A 15,663-nucleotide genomic window follows, 5' to 3' on the forward strand; every position below is an offset into this window, starting at 1 on the left:
ATCCGCCGCTACATCATCTGGCGGAACAAGCACGCCGCCGATCAGCGGCTACGCGAAGTCGTCACCAGGGCGAACGTTGCCTGATGCGGCACTAGTCATGGTGTACGACCCGGCCCTCGTCCGGCATATGCTCCTCAACCCCCGCACTTTCGACAAGCACGGCCCGATGTGGCAGCGCGCCCGCGAGGTGACCGGAAGCGGGCTGGCCAGCTGCCCCCACGCGGAGCACAAGCGACTCAGGGCCCTGGTCCAGCCCTCCTTCCACCCCGCTAGGCTCCCCGCCTACGCCGCGCGGGTGACCGACGCCACCGACACCCTGCTCGCAAGCTGGCGGGACGGATCGGTCATCGACCTGGGCGCGCAGATGATGGACCTCGTCACCCGGGCCACCGTCGCCAACCTGTTCGGCACGGACATGCCCGAAGCGGTCCGAGCGGCCGTCGCCACCGACCTGAACGCACTCATCAAAGGCTTCCTACCCCGGGCGTTCGCGCCCGACTGGGTCACCGCGCTCCCCTTGCCCGCCAATCGCCGGCACCAGGCCGCCGCCGTCCGCCTGCGCGCCGTTCTGGCCGACGTCATCGACACCCGCCGCACCCACAAGGGTGGCCGGTGCTGGACAGGCTCCGGCGAACAGCGGCACGACCTACTGGACGCCCTGATCGACAGCGGATCGTCTTCCGACCAGCCGGGATCGGAGCGGGGACTGAGTGACGAGGAAGTCATCGACCAGGTCGTCACCTTCTACGGTGCCGGCGTCGAGAGCACCGCCTACATCCTCACCTGGGCCCTGGCCCTGCTCGCCGCCCACCCCGATGTGGAGGCCCGCGTCCATACCGAGGTCGACCGCGTCCTCGCCGACGGCGCTCCCGCCCACGAGCACCTCGATGACCTGCCCTACCTGGGCCAGGTCATCACCGAAGCCCTCCGGCTGCACTCCTCGGGCTGGTTCCTCACGCGCACCACCACGCACACCACCGAACTCGCCGGTGTGCCGCTGGCTGCCGGCACCATCATCGGATTCAGCACCTACGCGATCCACCGCGAGGACGCCCACTTCCCCGACCCCGAACGCTTCGACCCCGACCGCTGGCCCCAAGCACCCGACCGCACCATCTACATCCCCTTCGGCGCTGGCCCCCGCAAGTGCGTCGGCGACCGCCTTGCACTCGCTGAGGCAACCGTCGCCCTCGCCACCATCACCCGCACCGCACGCCTGATCCCTGTCAACCGCAATCCCCTGTGTGCTCGACCGGCCATGCTCCTCCACCCCCGTCGAGTGATCACGAAAGTGGCCTTGCGCCGACCGGAGGGGGGCACGGCAGAACGGTGATGGACCTGCCGCCAGACGGCTTCGGATTCTACAAACTGAGTCGTTTCCAGTAGTTCAGCTGACTTTCACTCAGGACGTGCTGGTCGCCGGTGCAGTCCGTGCGCAGGGCAATGGCAGCTGCGATCGTCACTCTGTGCAGGTTGTGCGACGACCGCAGTGGCCGAAGCCGATGGCTCGAACTTCGCGAAGCGCTAGAGGAGTTGGTCGATATCGAAGACGGCGGTTACCGGCGCGTGGTCGCTCCACCGCTCGGCATGGGAGGCCGGTCGCTCAACGTAGGCCTCGATGCAGGTGGCCGCAAGCTTCTGACTTGCCGTCAGGAGGTCAATTCTCCAGCCGGAGTCGTTGTCGAAGGCGCGGCCGCGGTAGGACCACCAGGAGTAGGGGCCGGTGCGGTCGGGGTGGAGGGCGCGGACGACGTCGACGTAGCCGGCCTCGTCGTAGACGCGGGAGAGCCAGGCGCGCTCTTCGGGGAGGAAGCCGGCGGACTTCTGGTTGGACTTCCAGTTCTTGAGGTCCTCGGGGCGGTGGGCGATGTTCCAGTCGCCGCAGACGACGACCTCGCGGCCGTCGGCGGCGGCGCGGGTGCGCAGGGCGGTGAGGTGGACGAGGAACTCCGCCATGAAGCGTTCCTTCTCGTCCTGGCGCTCGGTGCCGACCTCGCCGGAGGGGAGGTAGAGGCTGGCGACGGTCAGGCCCGGCAGGTCGATCTCGACGTACCGGCCCGAGTTGTCGAACTCCTCGGAGCCGAATCCGATCACCGTGCGCTGCGGCTCCTGCCGGGAGAGGATGGCGACGCCGGCCCTGCCCTTGGCGGCGGCGGGGGCCCAGACCGCGTGCCAGCCGTCCAGGTCGCGCAACTCCACGGGCAGCTGCGCGGGTTCCGAGCGCACCTCCTGGAGGCACACCACATCCGCCTCGGTGCCGGCCAGCCACTCGACGAAGCCCTTCTTGGCCGCTGCCCGGATTCCGTTCACGTTCACACTCGTCACAACGATCACCCGGGCAGCCTACCGACTGGTGGTTGCCGACCCGAATCGTGACGCGCGGGCCGACGGCCCCGGCGGGCGCGGACGCGGCCCCGGACGCGGCCCCGGATCCGGGTGCCGACGTGGATGGTGACAGCGGCTGCCAGGAGCTGTCGTGAACGCGGCATGAAGATGTGCGGCCGCCCCATCAAGCCGCGCCATTGGTCTTGACCATCTCCGGACGGAACGCCTAGGGTCACTTACTGCAAGGACCTTTAATAAAGAAGGACGGATAAAGGCCCGCTCTCCCACCTGCCGCGACAGCGGACAGTGGGCCCGGGATCCGGCCTCCTTGCCGCAGGGCGGACAGCATCAGGGTGGAGGACACGGTGGGGACGACAGGACAGCTTTCTGCGGTGCCGGAGCCGAAGTACTGGCACCTGCGCACGGTGCTGCTGCGGGCCATCGACTCGGAGTTCTCCACCGGTCAGGTCCTGCCCAACGAACGCGAGCTCTCGGCCCGTTTCGGCGTCGCCCGGGCCACGCTGCGGCAGGCGCTCGACCAGCTGGAGCTGGAGGGCCGCCTGGTGCGCCGCCGGGGGATCGGCACCCTGATCGCCGCCCCGCGGGTCGGCGTCCCGGTCAGCCGGCAGGACGAGGGCTGGCCCGGCGCCGCGCGCAGCCAGTCCTGGCGCACGATCGACTGCACCACCGCCCCCGCCCCCGCCCAGCTGGCGAAGGCCCTCGGCATCGCCGAGGGTGCCACCGTGCACACCGTGCGCCGGGTCCGCCTGGTCGAGGGTCGCGCGGTGGCCACCGAGGCACTGCACGTTCCGGCCGCCGCCCTGCCGCACCTGCCGGGCTTCCGCGCCGAGAGCGACCGCGCCCGTTCGGTGCTGCGCCAGCTGGAGCGCCTGGAGGTGGACGGCGAGTCCCGCTCGGTGGAGCTGGGCGTCGCCGAGGCCGAGCAGGCCGCGCTGCTGGAACGCCCGCCCGGCGCGCCGGTGCTGGTGATGACCACCCAGTACGCCTCGGCCGGCCGGCTGGTGGCGCTGGCCGTCTCCACCTACCGGGCGGACACCTGCAAGCTGACCTTCGGCGAGGCCGGACTCGTCGAGGTCACCCCGGTCGGCGCGACGGCCGAGGTCCGTACCGCCTCCTGAACCATTTTCCGAACACCCTCAGGTAGGGGCCCGGACGCCAACTGGCGTCCGGGCCTTTGCTGTTGGCCCGCATGGCCCGTGTGGCTCGCATGGCATCGGAAGATCCGGCAGTGTGGAGGGGGAAGGGCGGGGCCGTGAGCCTTTGACGAGCCGCTCCGCCCACCAAGGAGCCGCTCCGCCCACGAGGCAGCCGCCCCACCGGCGTGACGAGCCGCCCCGCCGGGGCGTCAGGCCCGGGGCGGGTCGACCGCGAAGAGCTGCTCCTCGACGTGGTCGAGGGCGACGCGCAGTGCGCCCATCGCCACCACCTCCGAGCCGAGGGCCGCCAGGGCGACCTCCGGGGCGCGCAGGGTCAGCTGGGCGAGGCGTTCGCGCAGCGGGTCCAGGACGCCGTCGAGGCCGGCCGCCCAGCCGCCGATCACCACCAGCTGCGGGTCGATGGCCAGGACGAGCGCGGCGACGCCCTGCACGAGGCGGGTCAGGAAGCGGTCCATGGCGACCTTGGCGACCTCGTCGCCCTCCCGGGCCAGCCGCAGCACCCGGGCCACGGCGGCCTCGTCCAGCGGGTTGAGTGGCTTTCCGGTGGTGGAGAGCAGGCGCTCGGGGGTGACGTCCTGCCCGAGCAGGTGCAGGGCGCCGATCTCGCCGGCCGCGCCGCCGAAACCGCGGTGCAGCTTGCCGCCGATGAGGGAGCCGGCGCCCGGGCTGAGGCCGGCCATCACGAACACGACGTCGTCGGCGCCGACCGCCGAACCCTGCCAGTGCTCGGCGATGGCGGCCAGGTTGGCGTCGTTCTCGATCAGGACCGGGCAGCGGAAGGAGCGCCGCAGCCGGGCTCCGAGGTCGAGCCCGGTCCAGCCGGGCATCGCGGTGCCCAGCCGGACGGTGCCCTCGCGGTCCACGATGCCGGGGGTGCCGATGCCGACCGACCACAGGTTGTCCCGGGAGATGCCGGCCTTGCGCAGCACCTCGGCGACGGCGGTGCGGACGGCGGCGAGCCGGTCCTCGGCGTCGAGGCTCTCGTCCACGGGCTTGAAGTGACTGCCCACCACCTCGCCGGTGAGGTCGGCCAGGATGACCCGGATGTCGTGCACGCCGATCTCGATGCCGAGGATGTGTCCGGCCTCGGCGCGGAAGCGGAACCAGCGGGCCGGGCGACCGCGGCGGCCGGTGCCCGGTTGGCCGTCGTCCCTGGGCTGGTCGACCTCGGCGACCAGTCCGGTCTCGACCAGGCCCTCGATCACGCCCTCGACCGTCGGGCGGGAGAGTCCGGTCTCGCCGACGAGCTGAGTGAGGGTCACGGAGTGGCCGTTGCGCAGCGCCCGGAGCGTGACCGCCGCGTTGATCCGCCGCAGCAGCGAGGAGTCTCCTCCGGTGAGCCGATCCGCCAATGCGATGCCCTTCGCCGTTCGCGCGACTGCCCTGGCGCGCGGTGTCGAGTGCGCGGTGCCCACCGAATGGCCCGCGGGGTTGCGCCCCCCGGAGAACGCGGCAGGGCGGCAGGGGGCCGCCTGCGCGAGGGCCGGAGGACAAGCGGAGCCTACCCGGGGACCGGCCGGGGCGGCGAGGATCTTCGCAGCTCATCCCGGCTTCGGTATCGAAATGGTACGGATCGGGTGGCGGTGCGTGATCCGGACTTCACCGCCCGGCCACGGTGGGCGGGTAGGCGAGCCGCCGGGGCCCCGCCGACCGGCGGGAACGTTCCGACAGCAGCGAGCCGAGGCCGAGCCGGGAGCCGGCCGACAGGGCACTGAGGGTGGAACAGGCCGACCTGATCGAGCCGATGGAGCCGACGGACAGGATGGACCCGATCGAGCCGAGGGACCCGATCGACCCGATGGAGCCGAGGGACCCGATCGATCCGATGGAGCCGATGGAGAGGACGGACCCGATCGAGCCGACGGAGAGGATGGACCCGATGGACCCGATGGACAGGACGGACCCGATGGACCCGAGGGAGTCGATCGACAGTAGCGATCCGAGGGAGCCGAGGGAGGCGAGGGACCCGCGGGCGGGTCGGGCCGGACGCGTGGAAGCGGTCATGACCCTTGAGCGTAGCCAGCCCCGCCCTCGGCGTCTCCCGTCAGTCCACCCGCGCCGCGAACAGTCGCCGCCCCAGCAGCGCCATCGGGTGCCCCTCCTCCGGCAGGGTCAGCACCGTCGGGCAGCCCGCGGTGGTGAGCGCGGCCCGCCAGTGCTCGGCCGGGCGGGCGGTGAGGCCGTGGGGGTCGCCGGTGATCAGCAGGTCGAGCTGTTCGGCGGTGGGCGCGAGCAGCAGCAGCCGACCGCCGGGGGAGAGCAGTCGGACCAGCTCGGGGACCTCCCGCTCCGACTGCCCGGTCACGCTCGCGATGACGACGTCGTAGCGGCCGCCGTCGGGGGCGGTGTGGTGCTCGGTGTTCGGTCGGGGCCGGGCGGCGAGGGCACGGGCGACGGCGGGTTCGCCGCCCTCGGCGTCGAGTTCGAGGACGCGCAGCGGCCCGGGCCCCTGGTGGGCGTCGGCGGCGCCGCGCACCAGCGCGCCGAGCGCGGCGCCGAGGAAGCCCCGGGCGGCGGCCCAGCGGACCGGGGAGGCGGCCGGCCGGGGGGCCTCCGCGCCGGTGATCAGCCGGGGCAGCCGCAGGGCGCCGCGGCGGACCCGGTCCAGGGCGGCGGCCGGGCCGAGCCCGTCCGCCCAGGTCTCGACGGCCGGGCGCCAGGTCTCCCGGACCTCGGCGGCGGCCGGTCCGGGTCCGCCGCGGAAGACCGGGCCCTGGGCTCCGCCGTCCTGACGGGTGAGCAGTCCGTGCCGGGCGAGCGCGTCCAGCCAGCGGGTGACCAGGGGGCGCTGGGCGGGGGTGACCATGGCCGCGGCCAGGACCTCGGCCTCGGGGTAGCCGCGCGCGGGGTCGGTCAGCGCGCCGCTCTGCTGGAGGGTGTGCAGCAGCGAGGCGAGCACGGCCCGGTCGAGTTGGGCGCCGAAGTCGCGGACCTGGGCGGCGGTGATGCCGATGCCGTACTTCCAGGCGGCGGCGGAGGCGTTCTCGGCGTCGGCGCGCAGCCGGCGGTCGGCGGCCTCGGCGTTGCTGTCCGGGGCGCGGACGTGGGCGAGGACGGCGCCGAGCGCGTCGACGGCGGCGTACACGTCCTCCTGGCGGGGTTCGGGGCCCACATGCAGGACCAGGCGCAGCGCGCCGAGGTCGTGGGCGGCGAGGCCGGGCTGGCGGCTGAGCGGCCAGAGCAGGGCGGAGGGCAGGCTGAGGTGGGTGGCCCGGGCGGCGGCGACGGCTTCGAGCTGCTGTTCGGGCCGCTGCTCGGGGTCGCCGCAGTGGACGGTGCCGCCGGCCAGCAGGGTGGCCAGGGCGAGTTCGACGGCGAGGTCGGTGACGGGGTGCAGCACGGTGTGCCGGATCGGGGGCGCGCCGAGGACGCCGGCCCAGTAGCGCAGCCGCTGCTCGGCGGCCCGGGCGGCGGAGGGCGCCAGCGCCGCGTGCTCGGCGACGCGCCGGGCGAGGGCGCGGGGCAGGCCGCCCGGCGGGGAGACGCCGAGCAGCAGGCCGATGCCGCTGATCGCGCGCCCGTCGGCGACGACGGCGGGTCGGTCGCCGAGTTCGCGCAGCGCGCTGACCAGGGCGGGAGTCGTGGGCACGGTGATCACTCCGGGGTGCGGGGCAGAAACCGCACTACTGAACCACGGGGGCGGGGCGCGGGAGGCCGGTAGCAAGTCAAGCTTCTGTAATGATTTTCATATCGGACAGCCAAGCTGACGAGCTGAAGTCACCGCGAAGTGGTCGGAACCGCACATTCCGGAAGCTCTGTGCGATCCCTTGACAGGTGGTTCGGGTACTGGATCAATGGACCCGAACGGGCCTGACCGAACGATCGGTAGGCAGCCTGGGGTGGCTTGGACGGAACACGGACCGATCCCGGCAGGACACAGGCGGCGCCCGGTGGGACGCGGCCGTAGCCCGACAGGACGCAGGCAGAGCAGCAGCGAAGGAGCGACGATGACCGGCACCGCACCCGTCCCGCGCCGACCCCTCGGGGAGCCGATCCCGCCCGAGCTCCTGGACGCCGGCGAGCGGATGACGCCGGACGAACTGCGCGCCCACCAGCTCACCCGGCTACGGGCCACCCTGCGGCACGCGTACGACAATGTCGAGCTCTACCGCCGCAAGTTCGACGCCGCCGGGGTCCGCCCCGAGGACTGCCGCACCCTGGACGACCTCGCCCGCTTCCCCTTCACCACCAAGGCCGACCTGCGTGAGGGCTACCCCTTCGGCATGTTCGCCGTCCCGATGGAGCAGGTCCGCCGGATCCACGCCTCCAGCGGCACCACCGGCCAACCGACCGTGGTCGGCTACACCGACAACGACCTCTCCGTGTGGGCCGACGTGGTCGCCCGCTCGATCCGCGCGGCCGGCGGCCGACCCGGCCACAAGGTGCACGTCGCCTACGGATACGGGCTGTTCACCGGTGGCCTGGGCGCCCACTACGGCGCCGAGCGGGCCGGCTGCACCGTCATCCCGGCCTCCGGCGGCATGACGGCCCGCCAGGTGCGGCTGATCCTGGACTTCGAGCCTGAGATCATCATGGTCACCCCGTCCTATCTGCTGACCCTGCTGGACGAGTTCGAGAAGCAGGGCATCGACCCGCGCAGCACCTCGCTGCGGATCGGCATCTTCGGGGCCGAACCCTGGACGGAGGAGATGCGGCGCGAGATCGAGGAACGGCTCGACCTGCACGCCGTGGACATCTACGGCCTCTCCGAGGTCGTCGGCCCCGGCATCGCCCAGGAGTGCGTGGAGACCAAGGACGGGCTGCACATCTGGGAGGACCACTTCTACCCGGAGATCGTCGACCCGCTGGCCGATCAGCCGGGGGCCGACGCGGTGCTGCCCGAGGGGGAGGGCGGTGAACTGGTCTTCACCTCGCTCACCAAGGAGGCCCTGCCGATCATCCGCTACCGCACCCGCGACCTCAGCCGGCTGCTGCCCGGCACCGCCCGGCCGGCCTTCCGGCGGATGGAGAAGGTCACCGGGCGCAGCGACGACATGATCATCCTGCGCGGGGTGAACGTCTTCCCGACCCAGATCGAGGAGATCCTGCTGCGCACCCCGGGTGTCGCCCCGCACTTCCAGCTGCGGCTCGGGCGGCAGGGGCGGATGGACAGCATGACCGTCCGGGTGGAGGCCCGGCCGGAGGCCTCCACCGAGCGGCGGGAGTCGGCGCGGGCCGGCATCGCCCGCGCGGTGAAGGACGGGGTCGGGATCACCGTCGCGGTCGAGGTGGTGGACCCGTACACGCTGGAGCGCTCGGTCGGGAAGATCAAGCGGGTGGTGGACGAACGGGGTTGATCCGGTGCGCGGCTGACGGGATGGCGGCGGTGACGGGACGACCGGGATGACGGACGATGGGGATGACGGGATGGCGGGGTGACGGGCGGAAGCGTGGCAGCGTGGCAGAGCGATCCCCGCGCGGGCTCTATGCTGCGGGGCATGCCGAGTGAGCTGCGCACTCTTCAGCCCGCCGAGGACCTCGCCTTCATCCGGCGGGAGACCGAGCTGAAGCCCGTCCCGTTCGTGCCCGAGATCCGCCTGCACATGGCCGAGGACGCCATCGCCCTCTGGGAGACCACCGAGCGGGCACGCGGGGAAGCCGGACTGCCGCCGCCGTTCTGGGCCTTCGCCTGGGCGGGCGGTGTGGCGGTGACCCGCTACGTCCTTGACCACCCCGAACTGGTCGCCGGCCGTACGGTGTTGGACGTCGCGGCCGGCTCCGGGCTGGTCGGGGTGGCCGCCGCGCTGCGCGGGGCCACGGAGGTGCGGGCCGCCGAGATCGACGCCTACGCGGTGGCCGCGATCGGGCTGAACGCCGAGGCCAACGGGGTGCGCGTGGACGGCGCCCTGGTGGACCTGGTGGACGGCGACGGCGGGCCCGCCGAGGTGGTGCTCGCGGGCGACGTCTTCTACGAACGGGCCATGGCCGCCCGCTTCCTGCCCTTCCTGGAGCGGGCCGCGGCGCGCGGCGCGACCGTGATCGTCGGCGACCCGGGCCGGGCCTACCTGCCGCGGGAACGGTTCACCGCGGTGGCGGCGTACCAGGTGCCGGTGGTCGCGGACCTGGAGGACACCGCGGTCAAGACCACCACGGTGTGGCGCCTCGGCTGACGGCCGCTCATGCCGAGGAGCGATCGTCCGAGCGCCGCGGGGCGGCCGAACACCGCAGGCCGGCCGAACACCGCAGGCCGACCGAACACCGCAGGCCGACCGAACACCGCGGGCCGACCGAACACCGCGGGCCGGTCGTCCCAACGCCGCTCGACGGCCGTCCGGCCCGCGAAATTCCCGGCGGCGCGGCGGGACCGGCTGCTAGACAGGCGCGCATGACCGACCAGATCGCCCTGCGTACCGCCGTCCCCGACGAGATCCCCGCCCTGCTCGCCCTCTGGGCCCGGGCCGCCAGGGGCGCCAGCATCACGGACGACGAGGCGGGGGTGGCCGCGCTGCTCGCCCGGGATCCGGACTGCCTGATCGTCGCCACCCCGGCCGGCGACCCGGCGACCGTCCTCGGCACGGTGATCGCCGGCTGGGACGGCTGGCGCTGCCACCTCTACCGCCTCGCCGTCGACCCGGAGCACCGCCGCCGGGGCATCGGCGCCGCGCTGCTGGCGGCCGCCGAGGAGCGCTTCGCCGCGCTCGGCGGGCGGCGTGCCGACGCCATGGTGCTGGACGACAACGCCCTCGGCCACCGCACCTGGCAGGCGGCCGGTTACGCGCCCGAGCCGCAGTGGAGCCGCTGGGTCAAGCCGCTGCCGGCCTGACCGCCTGCCAAGTCCGCCTGAGGAGTCCGCCTGCCGAGCGCGTCCGCTCCCGTCCCCGTCAGGACGGGAGCGGACGCGCTCGGCAGGCCGTCCGTCAGCCGCGCAGGCGGGCCAGCCAGGCCTCGACCTCGTCGGAGCGGCGGGGGAGGCCGGCGGAGAGGTTCTCGTTGCCGTCCTCGGTGACCAGGATGTCGTCCTCGATCCGCACCCCGATGCCCCGGTACTCCTCCGGCACCGTCAGGTCGTTCTCCTGGAAGTAGATGCCCGGCTCGACGGTGAGAACCATGCCCGGCTTGAGCGGGCCGTCGACGTGCTCCTCGGTGCGGGAGTGGGCGCAGTCGTGGACGTCGATGCCCAGCATGTGGCCGGTGCCGGCCAGGGTGAAGCGGCGGTGCAGGCCCAGCTCGTACACCTTGTCGGCGCTCAGGTCGCCGAACAGGCCCCAGGAGGTGAGGTGTTCGGCGAGTTCGCGCTGGGCGGCGTGGTGGAAGTCGCGGAACTGCCCGCCCGGCCGCACGGCCGCGATGCCGGCCTCCTGGGCCGCGTACACGGCGTCGTAGACCTTGCGCTGGAGGTCGGTGAACCGGCCGCTGACCGGGAGGGTGCGGGTGACGTCGGCGGTGTAGAGGTGGTTGGTCTCCACGCCCGCGTCGAGCAGCAGCAGGTCCCCGGGGCGGGCGTGGCCGTTGTTGCGCACCCAGTGCAGGGTGGTCGCGTGCGGGCCGGCCGCGGCGATGGTGCTGTAGCCCACGTCGTTGCCCTCGATCCGGGCGCGGACGAAGAAGGTCCCCTCGATCAGCCGCTCGGCGGTCTCCGTGTCGGTGCCGAGGACGCGCACCACGTCCTCGAAGCCGCGGGCGGTGGCGGCGCAGACGAAGCGCAGCTCCTCGATCTCGAACTCGTCCTTGACCAGGCGCAGTCCGGACAGGAAGACCTCGAACTCCTCGTCCCGCTGGGCGTCCGCCCGGTCCGCGAGGGCTGCCTCCACGCCCGCGTCGTGGCGGCGCAGCACCCGCACCGGGCCGGTGGCTGCGCGCAGGTCGGCGCCGACGGTGCGCACGTCCCGGCAGGGCAGGCCGAACAGCTGCTCGCTCTCGGTCAGGCTGTTGCGGCGGCCGTCCCACAGCTCGCCGTGGTTGTCCAGCCAGAACTCGCCGTTGTCGATGCGGGAGCGGTCGCGCAGGTAGAGCGCGGCCTCGTGGCCGTTCTCGCCGGTGGGGGTGAGCACCAGGACGCCGTCCTCGGACTGGTCGCCGGTCAGGTAGGCGTAGTCGGAGGAGGGGCGGAACGGGTAGTCGGTGTCGTTGGCCCGGACCTTCGGGTTGCCGGAGGGGACCACCAGCAGCTCGCCGGGGAAGGCGGCGGACAGCTCCGCGCGGCGGCGGGCGGTGTGCGCGGCCTGCGGGACGGGCTCCAGGGCGGTGCGCTCGGTGTCGGCCCAGCCCTGCGTCATGCTCTCGGCGAGTTCGTCCGTGACGCCGCGGGTCAGGCCGTTCTTCCGGTACTTGATGGTCTCGGCGGGCTCGGTCACTGCGGTCTCCTGGTGAGGTGTGGGAAGTGAGGCGTTTCGCTACGCTGCCCCGTCCGTCGGTGTGCGTCCCGTACGGTATATCGAACAGTGCCTGGTGAGAAGAGGTCGAGAGTGAACGACGCCGAGGAATCCGTCCGGGGCGTCCTCGCCGCCAATCTGAAGCGGGTACGGGCCCAGCGTGGCCTGTCCCTGTCCGAGCTGTCCCGGCAGGCCGGGGTCGGCAAGGCGACGCTCTCCCAGCTGGAGTCCGGGGCCGGGAACCCGACGCTGGAGACGGTGCTCGGGCTCTCCCGGGTGCTCGGCGTGCCGATCTCCGACCTGGTCGAGGCCCGGCCGGGCGGCGAGGTCACGGTGGTGCGGGCGGCCGAGACCGAGGTGCTCAGCGGGCGGGGCGTCGACCTGCGCCCGCTGCGCCGGATCGAGTCCGGGGACGCGGTGTTCGAGCTGTACGACCAGGTGGTGCGGGCCGGCGCCGCGCAGGAGTCCGGCGGCCACACCGGCACCGAGCACACCGTCGTCCAGGCCGGCCGGCTGGGCGTGCGGGTCGACGGCCGGGAGATCGAGCTCGGCCCCGGCGACTACATCGGCTTCGACGCCGCGCTCCCGCACGCCTACACCGCGCTGGACGGCGAGCGGGTCCGCTCGGTGCTGGTGCTGCAGTACCGGGCCGAGCAGCACGGCCACCTCGCCGAACCGGCCCGGCCGGCCGCCTCCTGGGGGCTCTGGCACTGAGCGGTCCCGGCGGTTCGGCGCACCGCCGGATCGTTCGGAATACCGAACATGTCCGACCCGTGGGGCAGGATGATCACCATGACGGACGCACTCACCTGGCTGGCGGAACCCGAGTCGATCGCCTACGGCGGCTACAGCGTCGTGCTGGCCCGCGGCCTGACGCCGGAGGAGCTGGTGGCCCGGATCGCCGAGGAGCTTCCGGGGCGCACCGCACGACCGCTCGACGAACTCACCGCGGAGGACCTGGTCGAGGAGTACGAGCTCGAGTTCGCCGGGGGCGTCGAGGACATCGCGCTGCACCACGGGCGCAGCGGCGACCTCGCCTTCGCGGTGGCGTACGGCTACTGGCAGGGCGAGCTGACGATCCCGCCGTCGGTGTCACGCGGCGGCGCCGAGGTCTTCCACCTGGAGTTCGAGGAGGAGAACGGCAAGCCGGTGCCTCCGTTCTTCAGCAGCTACCGGGACGGGCGGGAGCACTGCTACTTCAACCTCCACCTGGACCCGAGCTGGGGCCCCGGTGACGTCCGGGGAGAGCCGGCCACGGCCGCCGCCCTGACGGCGGAGCTGGCCGCCGCCGGGCTGCCGGACCCCGAGCGCGAGAGCGGTGACCTCCACCGCACCTGCCTGGAGGTGCTCGGCCGCCACTTCGCGCTCACCCTGCCGCGCGCCCTGGTGCGGGAGGCCGCACTTCCGGCGGTGCTGCTGGAGACCGACTGATCCTAGGCGCGCCGCCGGCCGGGTGCCGGAAAGGGCACGAGCGGCCGTAGCGTGGCGGGCCGGAGACGCAGCGGGGAGCGGGGGAGGCGGCATGGCGGGGACGGATTCGCGGTTCGCCGCCTACCTGCCGCATCCGGCCGCGCGGCCTGCCCCGGTGTCCGCGGTGGTGGCGGAGGCGACCGGGACGGACGTGCCCGTGCTGGCCGGGCTGCAGGCCCGGGCCCGCGGCGGTTCGGCGGACGCATGGGCGGAGCGCATCGATCGGGCGCGCCGCGCCGGACGCAGCCTGGTGGTCACCGCGAAGGTGGCCGGCGAGGCTGTCGGGTACGCCAACGCGGCGTTCCTGCCGGAGCACCCCGTGGACCGGGCCCCGGCCGGCTACTACCTGACCGGCGTCACGGTGGATCCCGCCTGGCGCCGCCGCGGCATCGGGAGGCTGCTGACCCGGTGGCGGATGGACTGGGTCCACCAGCGGGACTCGGCCGTCTGGTGCTTCGTCTCCGCCAGGAACCCCGCCTCGCTCGACCTGCACCGGGAACTCGGATTCGACCACGTCAGGACCGGTGCCTCGTTCCAGGGCATCGAGTTCGACGGCGGTACGGGTCTGCTCCTGCGGGCGGGCCCGCCGCCCCGCCCGGCATCGGAGTCCTGACACCCCCGGGTCCGTTTCCCGGACGCGTCGTCAACCCGGCGGGCACGTCTCCCGCTTGGGCGCGAACGGAGCGGGAACGGGCCGTGAATTGTTCCTCGGGCGGCTGGCCGTCCGGCCGGTCGACGGGGCCCTGCGGGCATCATGGGCCGCGACAACGGGACGTCGCGGAACAGGGAGTCGACCGATGGGAAGGCCGCTGGCGGAGTTCGGCTGCGCGAAGTGCTACGGCGAGGACGAGCGGGCGGTGTGGGGGCGTCAGCGGGACGGGTTCGAGCACGAGGCGGAAGTGGTGGACGGCTCGCGCTTCGCCGTCAACCTCCGGCGTTGCCGGGAGTGTTCGCAGCGGTTCGTCTGGATCTACACCGAGGTCGTCGACTGGATGGGCGGCGACGACGCCCAGTACGTGACGATCATGCCGGTGACCGACGGTGAGGTCACCGGCCTGACGGCGGGCACTCTGCGACCGTGTGAGCTGGGCGGGCTCGGCCGCGGCCGCCGCCACCTGGACCACGACTGGCCCACCGGCGGCCCGGCGCGCCTGCACTGGCGCTCCGGCCGCTTCCAGGTCGCGCAGGGTCGCTGAGGTTCGCTGGTTCGCCGAGGGGCGCCGAAGGCTGCTGGGGCTCGCCGAGGACCGACCTGCGGGCGGCTCACCCCGGAGACGGAAAGATGACATGTTTGCGTCATTCTGAGATTGGTCTACGCCAATAGCCCCGCTGCGCCGGGCGCCGCACGCCCCGCCGCCGCCAGACTGCGGATCCGATCGACACGTTCGGACGCAGGGGACGCGGGGATGGTGCGAGACCACGGGGCGGTGCACCAGGGGCGGCAAGGCCTGGCCGAGGAACCGGTGAGACGGTCCCGCCTGGCCTGTCAGTCGGGCCTGCGGATCACCGAACTCGCCTGCTTCGAGGACCACCGGTCGTTCAGACCGGTGGTGACCGGGGCGCCCGACGACGCGGTGCTCGTCCTCTCGCTGATCCGCTCGGGCGGCTTCGTGCTCCGCACCGGCGGCCGCGAGGACTTCGTCGACCCCACGACGGGCTTCCTGCTGCGCCGCGGGGACGACGCGGCCGTCGCCCATCTGACGGACGCTCCCGAGCTGAGCACGGTGCTGGAGTTCCACCAGGACGTCCACGGGGAGTGCCCGGGCGGGTCCGGGCCGCGCAGCCTGCCGGTGGATCCCGGCCTCGACCTGGCCCACCGGAGCCTGGTCGCCGCCTGTCGCGCGGGGGCGGACCCGTTCGAGGTGGCGGAGCGCGCCCACGGCCTGATGGCCAGGCTGACCGGCGGCCGCCCGTCCACCGGTGGCGGACGGCGGGCCGCCACCGCCCTGGCCCACCGCAGGATCGCCCACCAGGCCTGCGCCGCACTGATCGACGGGCCGCCGACCCTGGGACTGGAGGAGGTCAGTCGCGCGGCCGGCTGCTCGCCGTTCCACCTCAGCAGGGTCTTCCGGTCGGTCACCGGCCGTACCCTCACCAGCTATCGCAACCAGCTGAGGGTGCGCGCGGTGGCGGAGGAGATCGTCGGCGGCCGGCCGCTGCGGGAGCTGGCCGCGCAGTACGGCTTCGCCGACCAGGCCCACCTGACACGCGTGTTCCGGCAGTACGCCGGCGAACTCCCCAGCGTCGTGCGGTCCGTGCTGTCGCGCACCACGCCCATCGCGGGACCGGGCAAGGATGTCCAACGCCGCGGCCGCCGTCCTCCCGAGGATTGTCCTGGCGCCGGCCCCACCGGCCGGACGCCCTCACCATGAAGCGAA

Annotated in this window: 15 protein-coding genes and 1 pseudogene; 11 read left to right on the forward strand and 5 right to left on the reverse strand. The window is 73.3% G+C overall.

What is annotated here, in order from left to right; translation table 11 throughout:
• Both ACWDBB_RS33355 and ACWDBB_RS33360 read left to right on the forward strand, forming a co-directional pair.
• Window positions 1-84: pseudogene (locus tag ACWDBB_RS33355) on the forward strand (transposase); the annotation flags it as partial.
• A 13-nt stretch (window positions 85-97) separates the two neighbouring features.
• On the forward strand, window positions 98-1,333 hold the full coding sequence (locus ACWDBB_RS33360; RefSeq protein ID WP_449793181.1) for a cytochrome P450: 1,236 nt from the start codon (window positions 98-100) through the stop codon (window positions 1,331-1,333).
• A 191-nt stretch (window positions 1,334-1,524) separates the two neighbouring features.
• Here ACWDBB_RS33360 and ACWDBB_RS33365 read toward each other — a convergent pair whose 3' ends face one another.
• Window positions 1,525-2,334: an exodeoxyribonuclease III gene (locus ACWDBB_RS33365; protein WP_449793149.1), complete on the reverse strand. Its 810-nt coding sequence runs from the start codon at window positions 2,332-2,334 to the stop codon at window positions 1,525-1,527.
• A 356-nt stretch (window positions 2,335-2,690) separates the two neighbouring features.
• On the opposite strand from ACWDBB_RS33365, the gene ACWDBB_RS33370 reads away from it, so the two are divergent.
• Window positions 2,691-3,464: a GntR family transcriptional regulator gene (locus ACWDBB_RS33370; RefSeq protein ID WP_449793150.1), complete on the forward strand. Its 774-nt coding sequence runs from the start codon at window positions 2,691-2,693 to the stop codon at window positions 3,462-3,464.
• 227 nt (window positions 3,465-3,691) lie between these two features.
• On the opposite strand, the gene ACWDBB_RS33375 is transcribed toward ACWDBB_RS33370, so the two are convergent.
• The 3 genes from ACWDBB_RS33375 to ACWDBB_RS33385 form a co-directional block, all read right to left on the reverse strand.
• On the reverse strand, window positions 3,692-4,855 hold the full coding sequence (locus ACWDBB_RS33375; RefSeq protein WP_449793151.1) for an ROK family transcriptional regulator: 1,164 nt from the start codon (window positions 4,853-4,855) through the stop codon (window positions 3,692-3,694).
• Between the two features lie 247 nt (window positions 4,856-5,102).
• The gene (locus ACWDBB_RS33380) at window positions 5,103-5,507 is read right to left on the reverse strand and encodes a hypothetical protein (RefSeq protein WP_449793152.1); all 405 of its coding nucleotides are present in this window, start codon (window positions 5,505-5,507) and stop codon (window positions 5,103-5,105) included.
• 40 nt (window positions 5,508-5,547) lie between these two features.
• Window positions 5,548-7,092: a hypothetical protein gene (locus ACWDBB_RS33385; RefSeq protein WP_449793153.1), complete on the reverse strand. Its 1,545-nt coding sequence runs from the start codon at window positions 7,090-7,092 to the stop codon at window positions 5,548-5,550.
• A gap of 358 nt (window positions 7,093-7,450) precedes the next feature.
• Here ACWDBB_RS33385 and paaK point away from each other — a divergent pair, with 358 nt between their 5' ends.
• The 3 genes from paaK to ACWDBB_RS33400 all read left to right on the forward strand — a co-directional run bounded on the left by paaK (window position 7,451) and on the right by ACWDBB_RS33400 (window position 10,266).
• Window positions 7,451-8,800 (forward strand): phenylacetate--CoA ligase PaaK, encoded by a 1,350-nt coding sequence (gene paaK, locus ACWDBB_RS33390; protein ID WP_449793154.1) that lies wholly within the window; start codon window positions 7,451-7,453, stop codon window positions 8,798-8,800.
• Between the two features lie 141 nt (window positions 8,801-8,941).
• Window positions 8,942-9,613, forward strand: a complete 672-nt coding sequence (locus ACWDBB_RS33395) for a class I SAM-dependent methyltransferase (protein WP_449793155.1) — start codon at window positions 8,942-8,944, stop codon at window positions 9,611-9,613.
• Between the two features lie 215 nt (window positions 9,614-9,828).
• A complete protein-coding gene (locus tag ACWDBB_RS33400; protein ID WP_449793156.1) occupies window positions 9,829-10,266 on the forward strand; it encodes a GNAT family N-acetyltransferase in 438 nt (145 codons plus the stop codon).
• 94 nt (window positions 10,267-10,360) lie between these two features.
• Here ACWDBB_RS33400 and ACWDBB_RS33405 read toward each other — a convergent pair whose 3' ends face one another.
• Window positions 10,361-11,797, reverse strand: coding sequence for an aminopeptidase P family protein (locus ACWDBB_RS33405; protein ID WP_449793157.1), 1,437 nt, complete (start codon window positions 11,795-11,797; stop codon window positions 10,361-10,363).
• 111 nt (window positions 11,798-11,908) lie between these two features.
• Here ACWDBB_RS33405 and ACWDBB_RS33410 point away from each other — a divergent pair, with 111 nt between their 5' ends.
• From ACWDBB_RS33410 to ACWDBB_RS33430, 5 genes are all read left to right on the forward strand, one after another.
• Entirely contained in the window at window positions 11,909-12,529 is a 621-nt protein-coding gene (locus ACWDBB_RS33410) for a helix-turn-helix domain-containing protein (RefSeq protein ID WP_392913332.1), read from the forward strand.
• Between the two features lie 78 nt (window positions 12,530-12,607).
• The gene (locus tag ACWDBB_RS33415) at window positions 12,608-13,246 is read left to right on the forward strand and encodes a DUF6461 domain-containing protein (protein WP_449793158.1); all 639 of its coding nucleotides are present in this window, start codon (window positions 12,608-12,610) and stop codon (window positions 13,244-13,246) included.
• Between the two features lie 91 nt (window positions 13,247-13,337).
• Entirely contained in the window at window positions 13,338-13,898 is a 561-nt protein-coding gene (locus ACWDBB_RS33420) for a GNAT family N-acetyltransferase (protein ID WP_449793159.1), read from the forward strand.
• Between the two features lie 184 nt (window positions 13,899-14,082).
• Window positions 14,083-14,481, forward strand: coding sequence for a hypothetical protein (locus ACWDBB_RS33425; protein ID WP_449793160.1), 399 nt, complete (start codon window positions 14,083-14,085; stop codon window positions 14,479-14,481).
• A gap of 267 nt (window positions 14,482-14,748) precedes the next feature.
• Window positions 14,749-15,657: a helix-turn-helix transcriptional regulator gene (locus ACWDBB_RS33430; protein ID WP_449793161.1), complete on the forward strand. Its 909-nt coding sequence runs from the start codon at window positions 14,749-14,751 to the stop codon at window positions 15,655-15,657.
• Window positions 15,658-15,663: the final 6 nt, after the last annotated feature.

The organism is Kitasatospora sp. NPDC001095 (genome assembly GCF_053598615.1).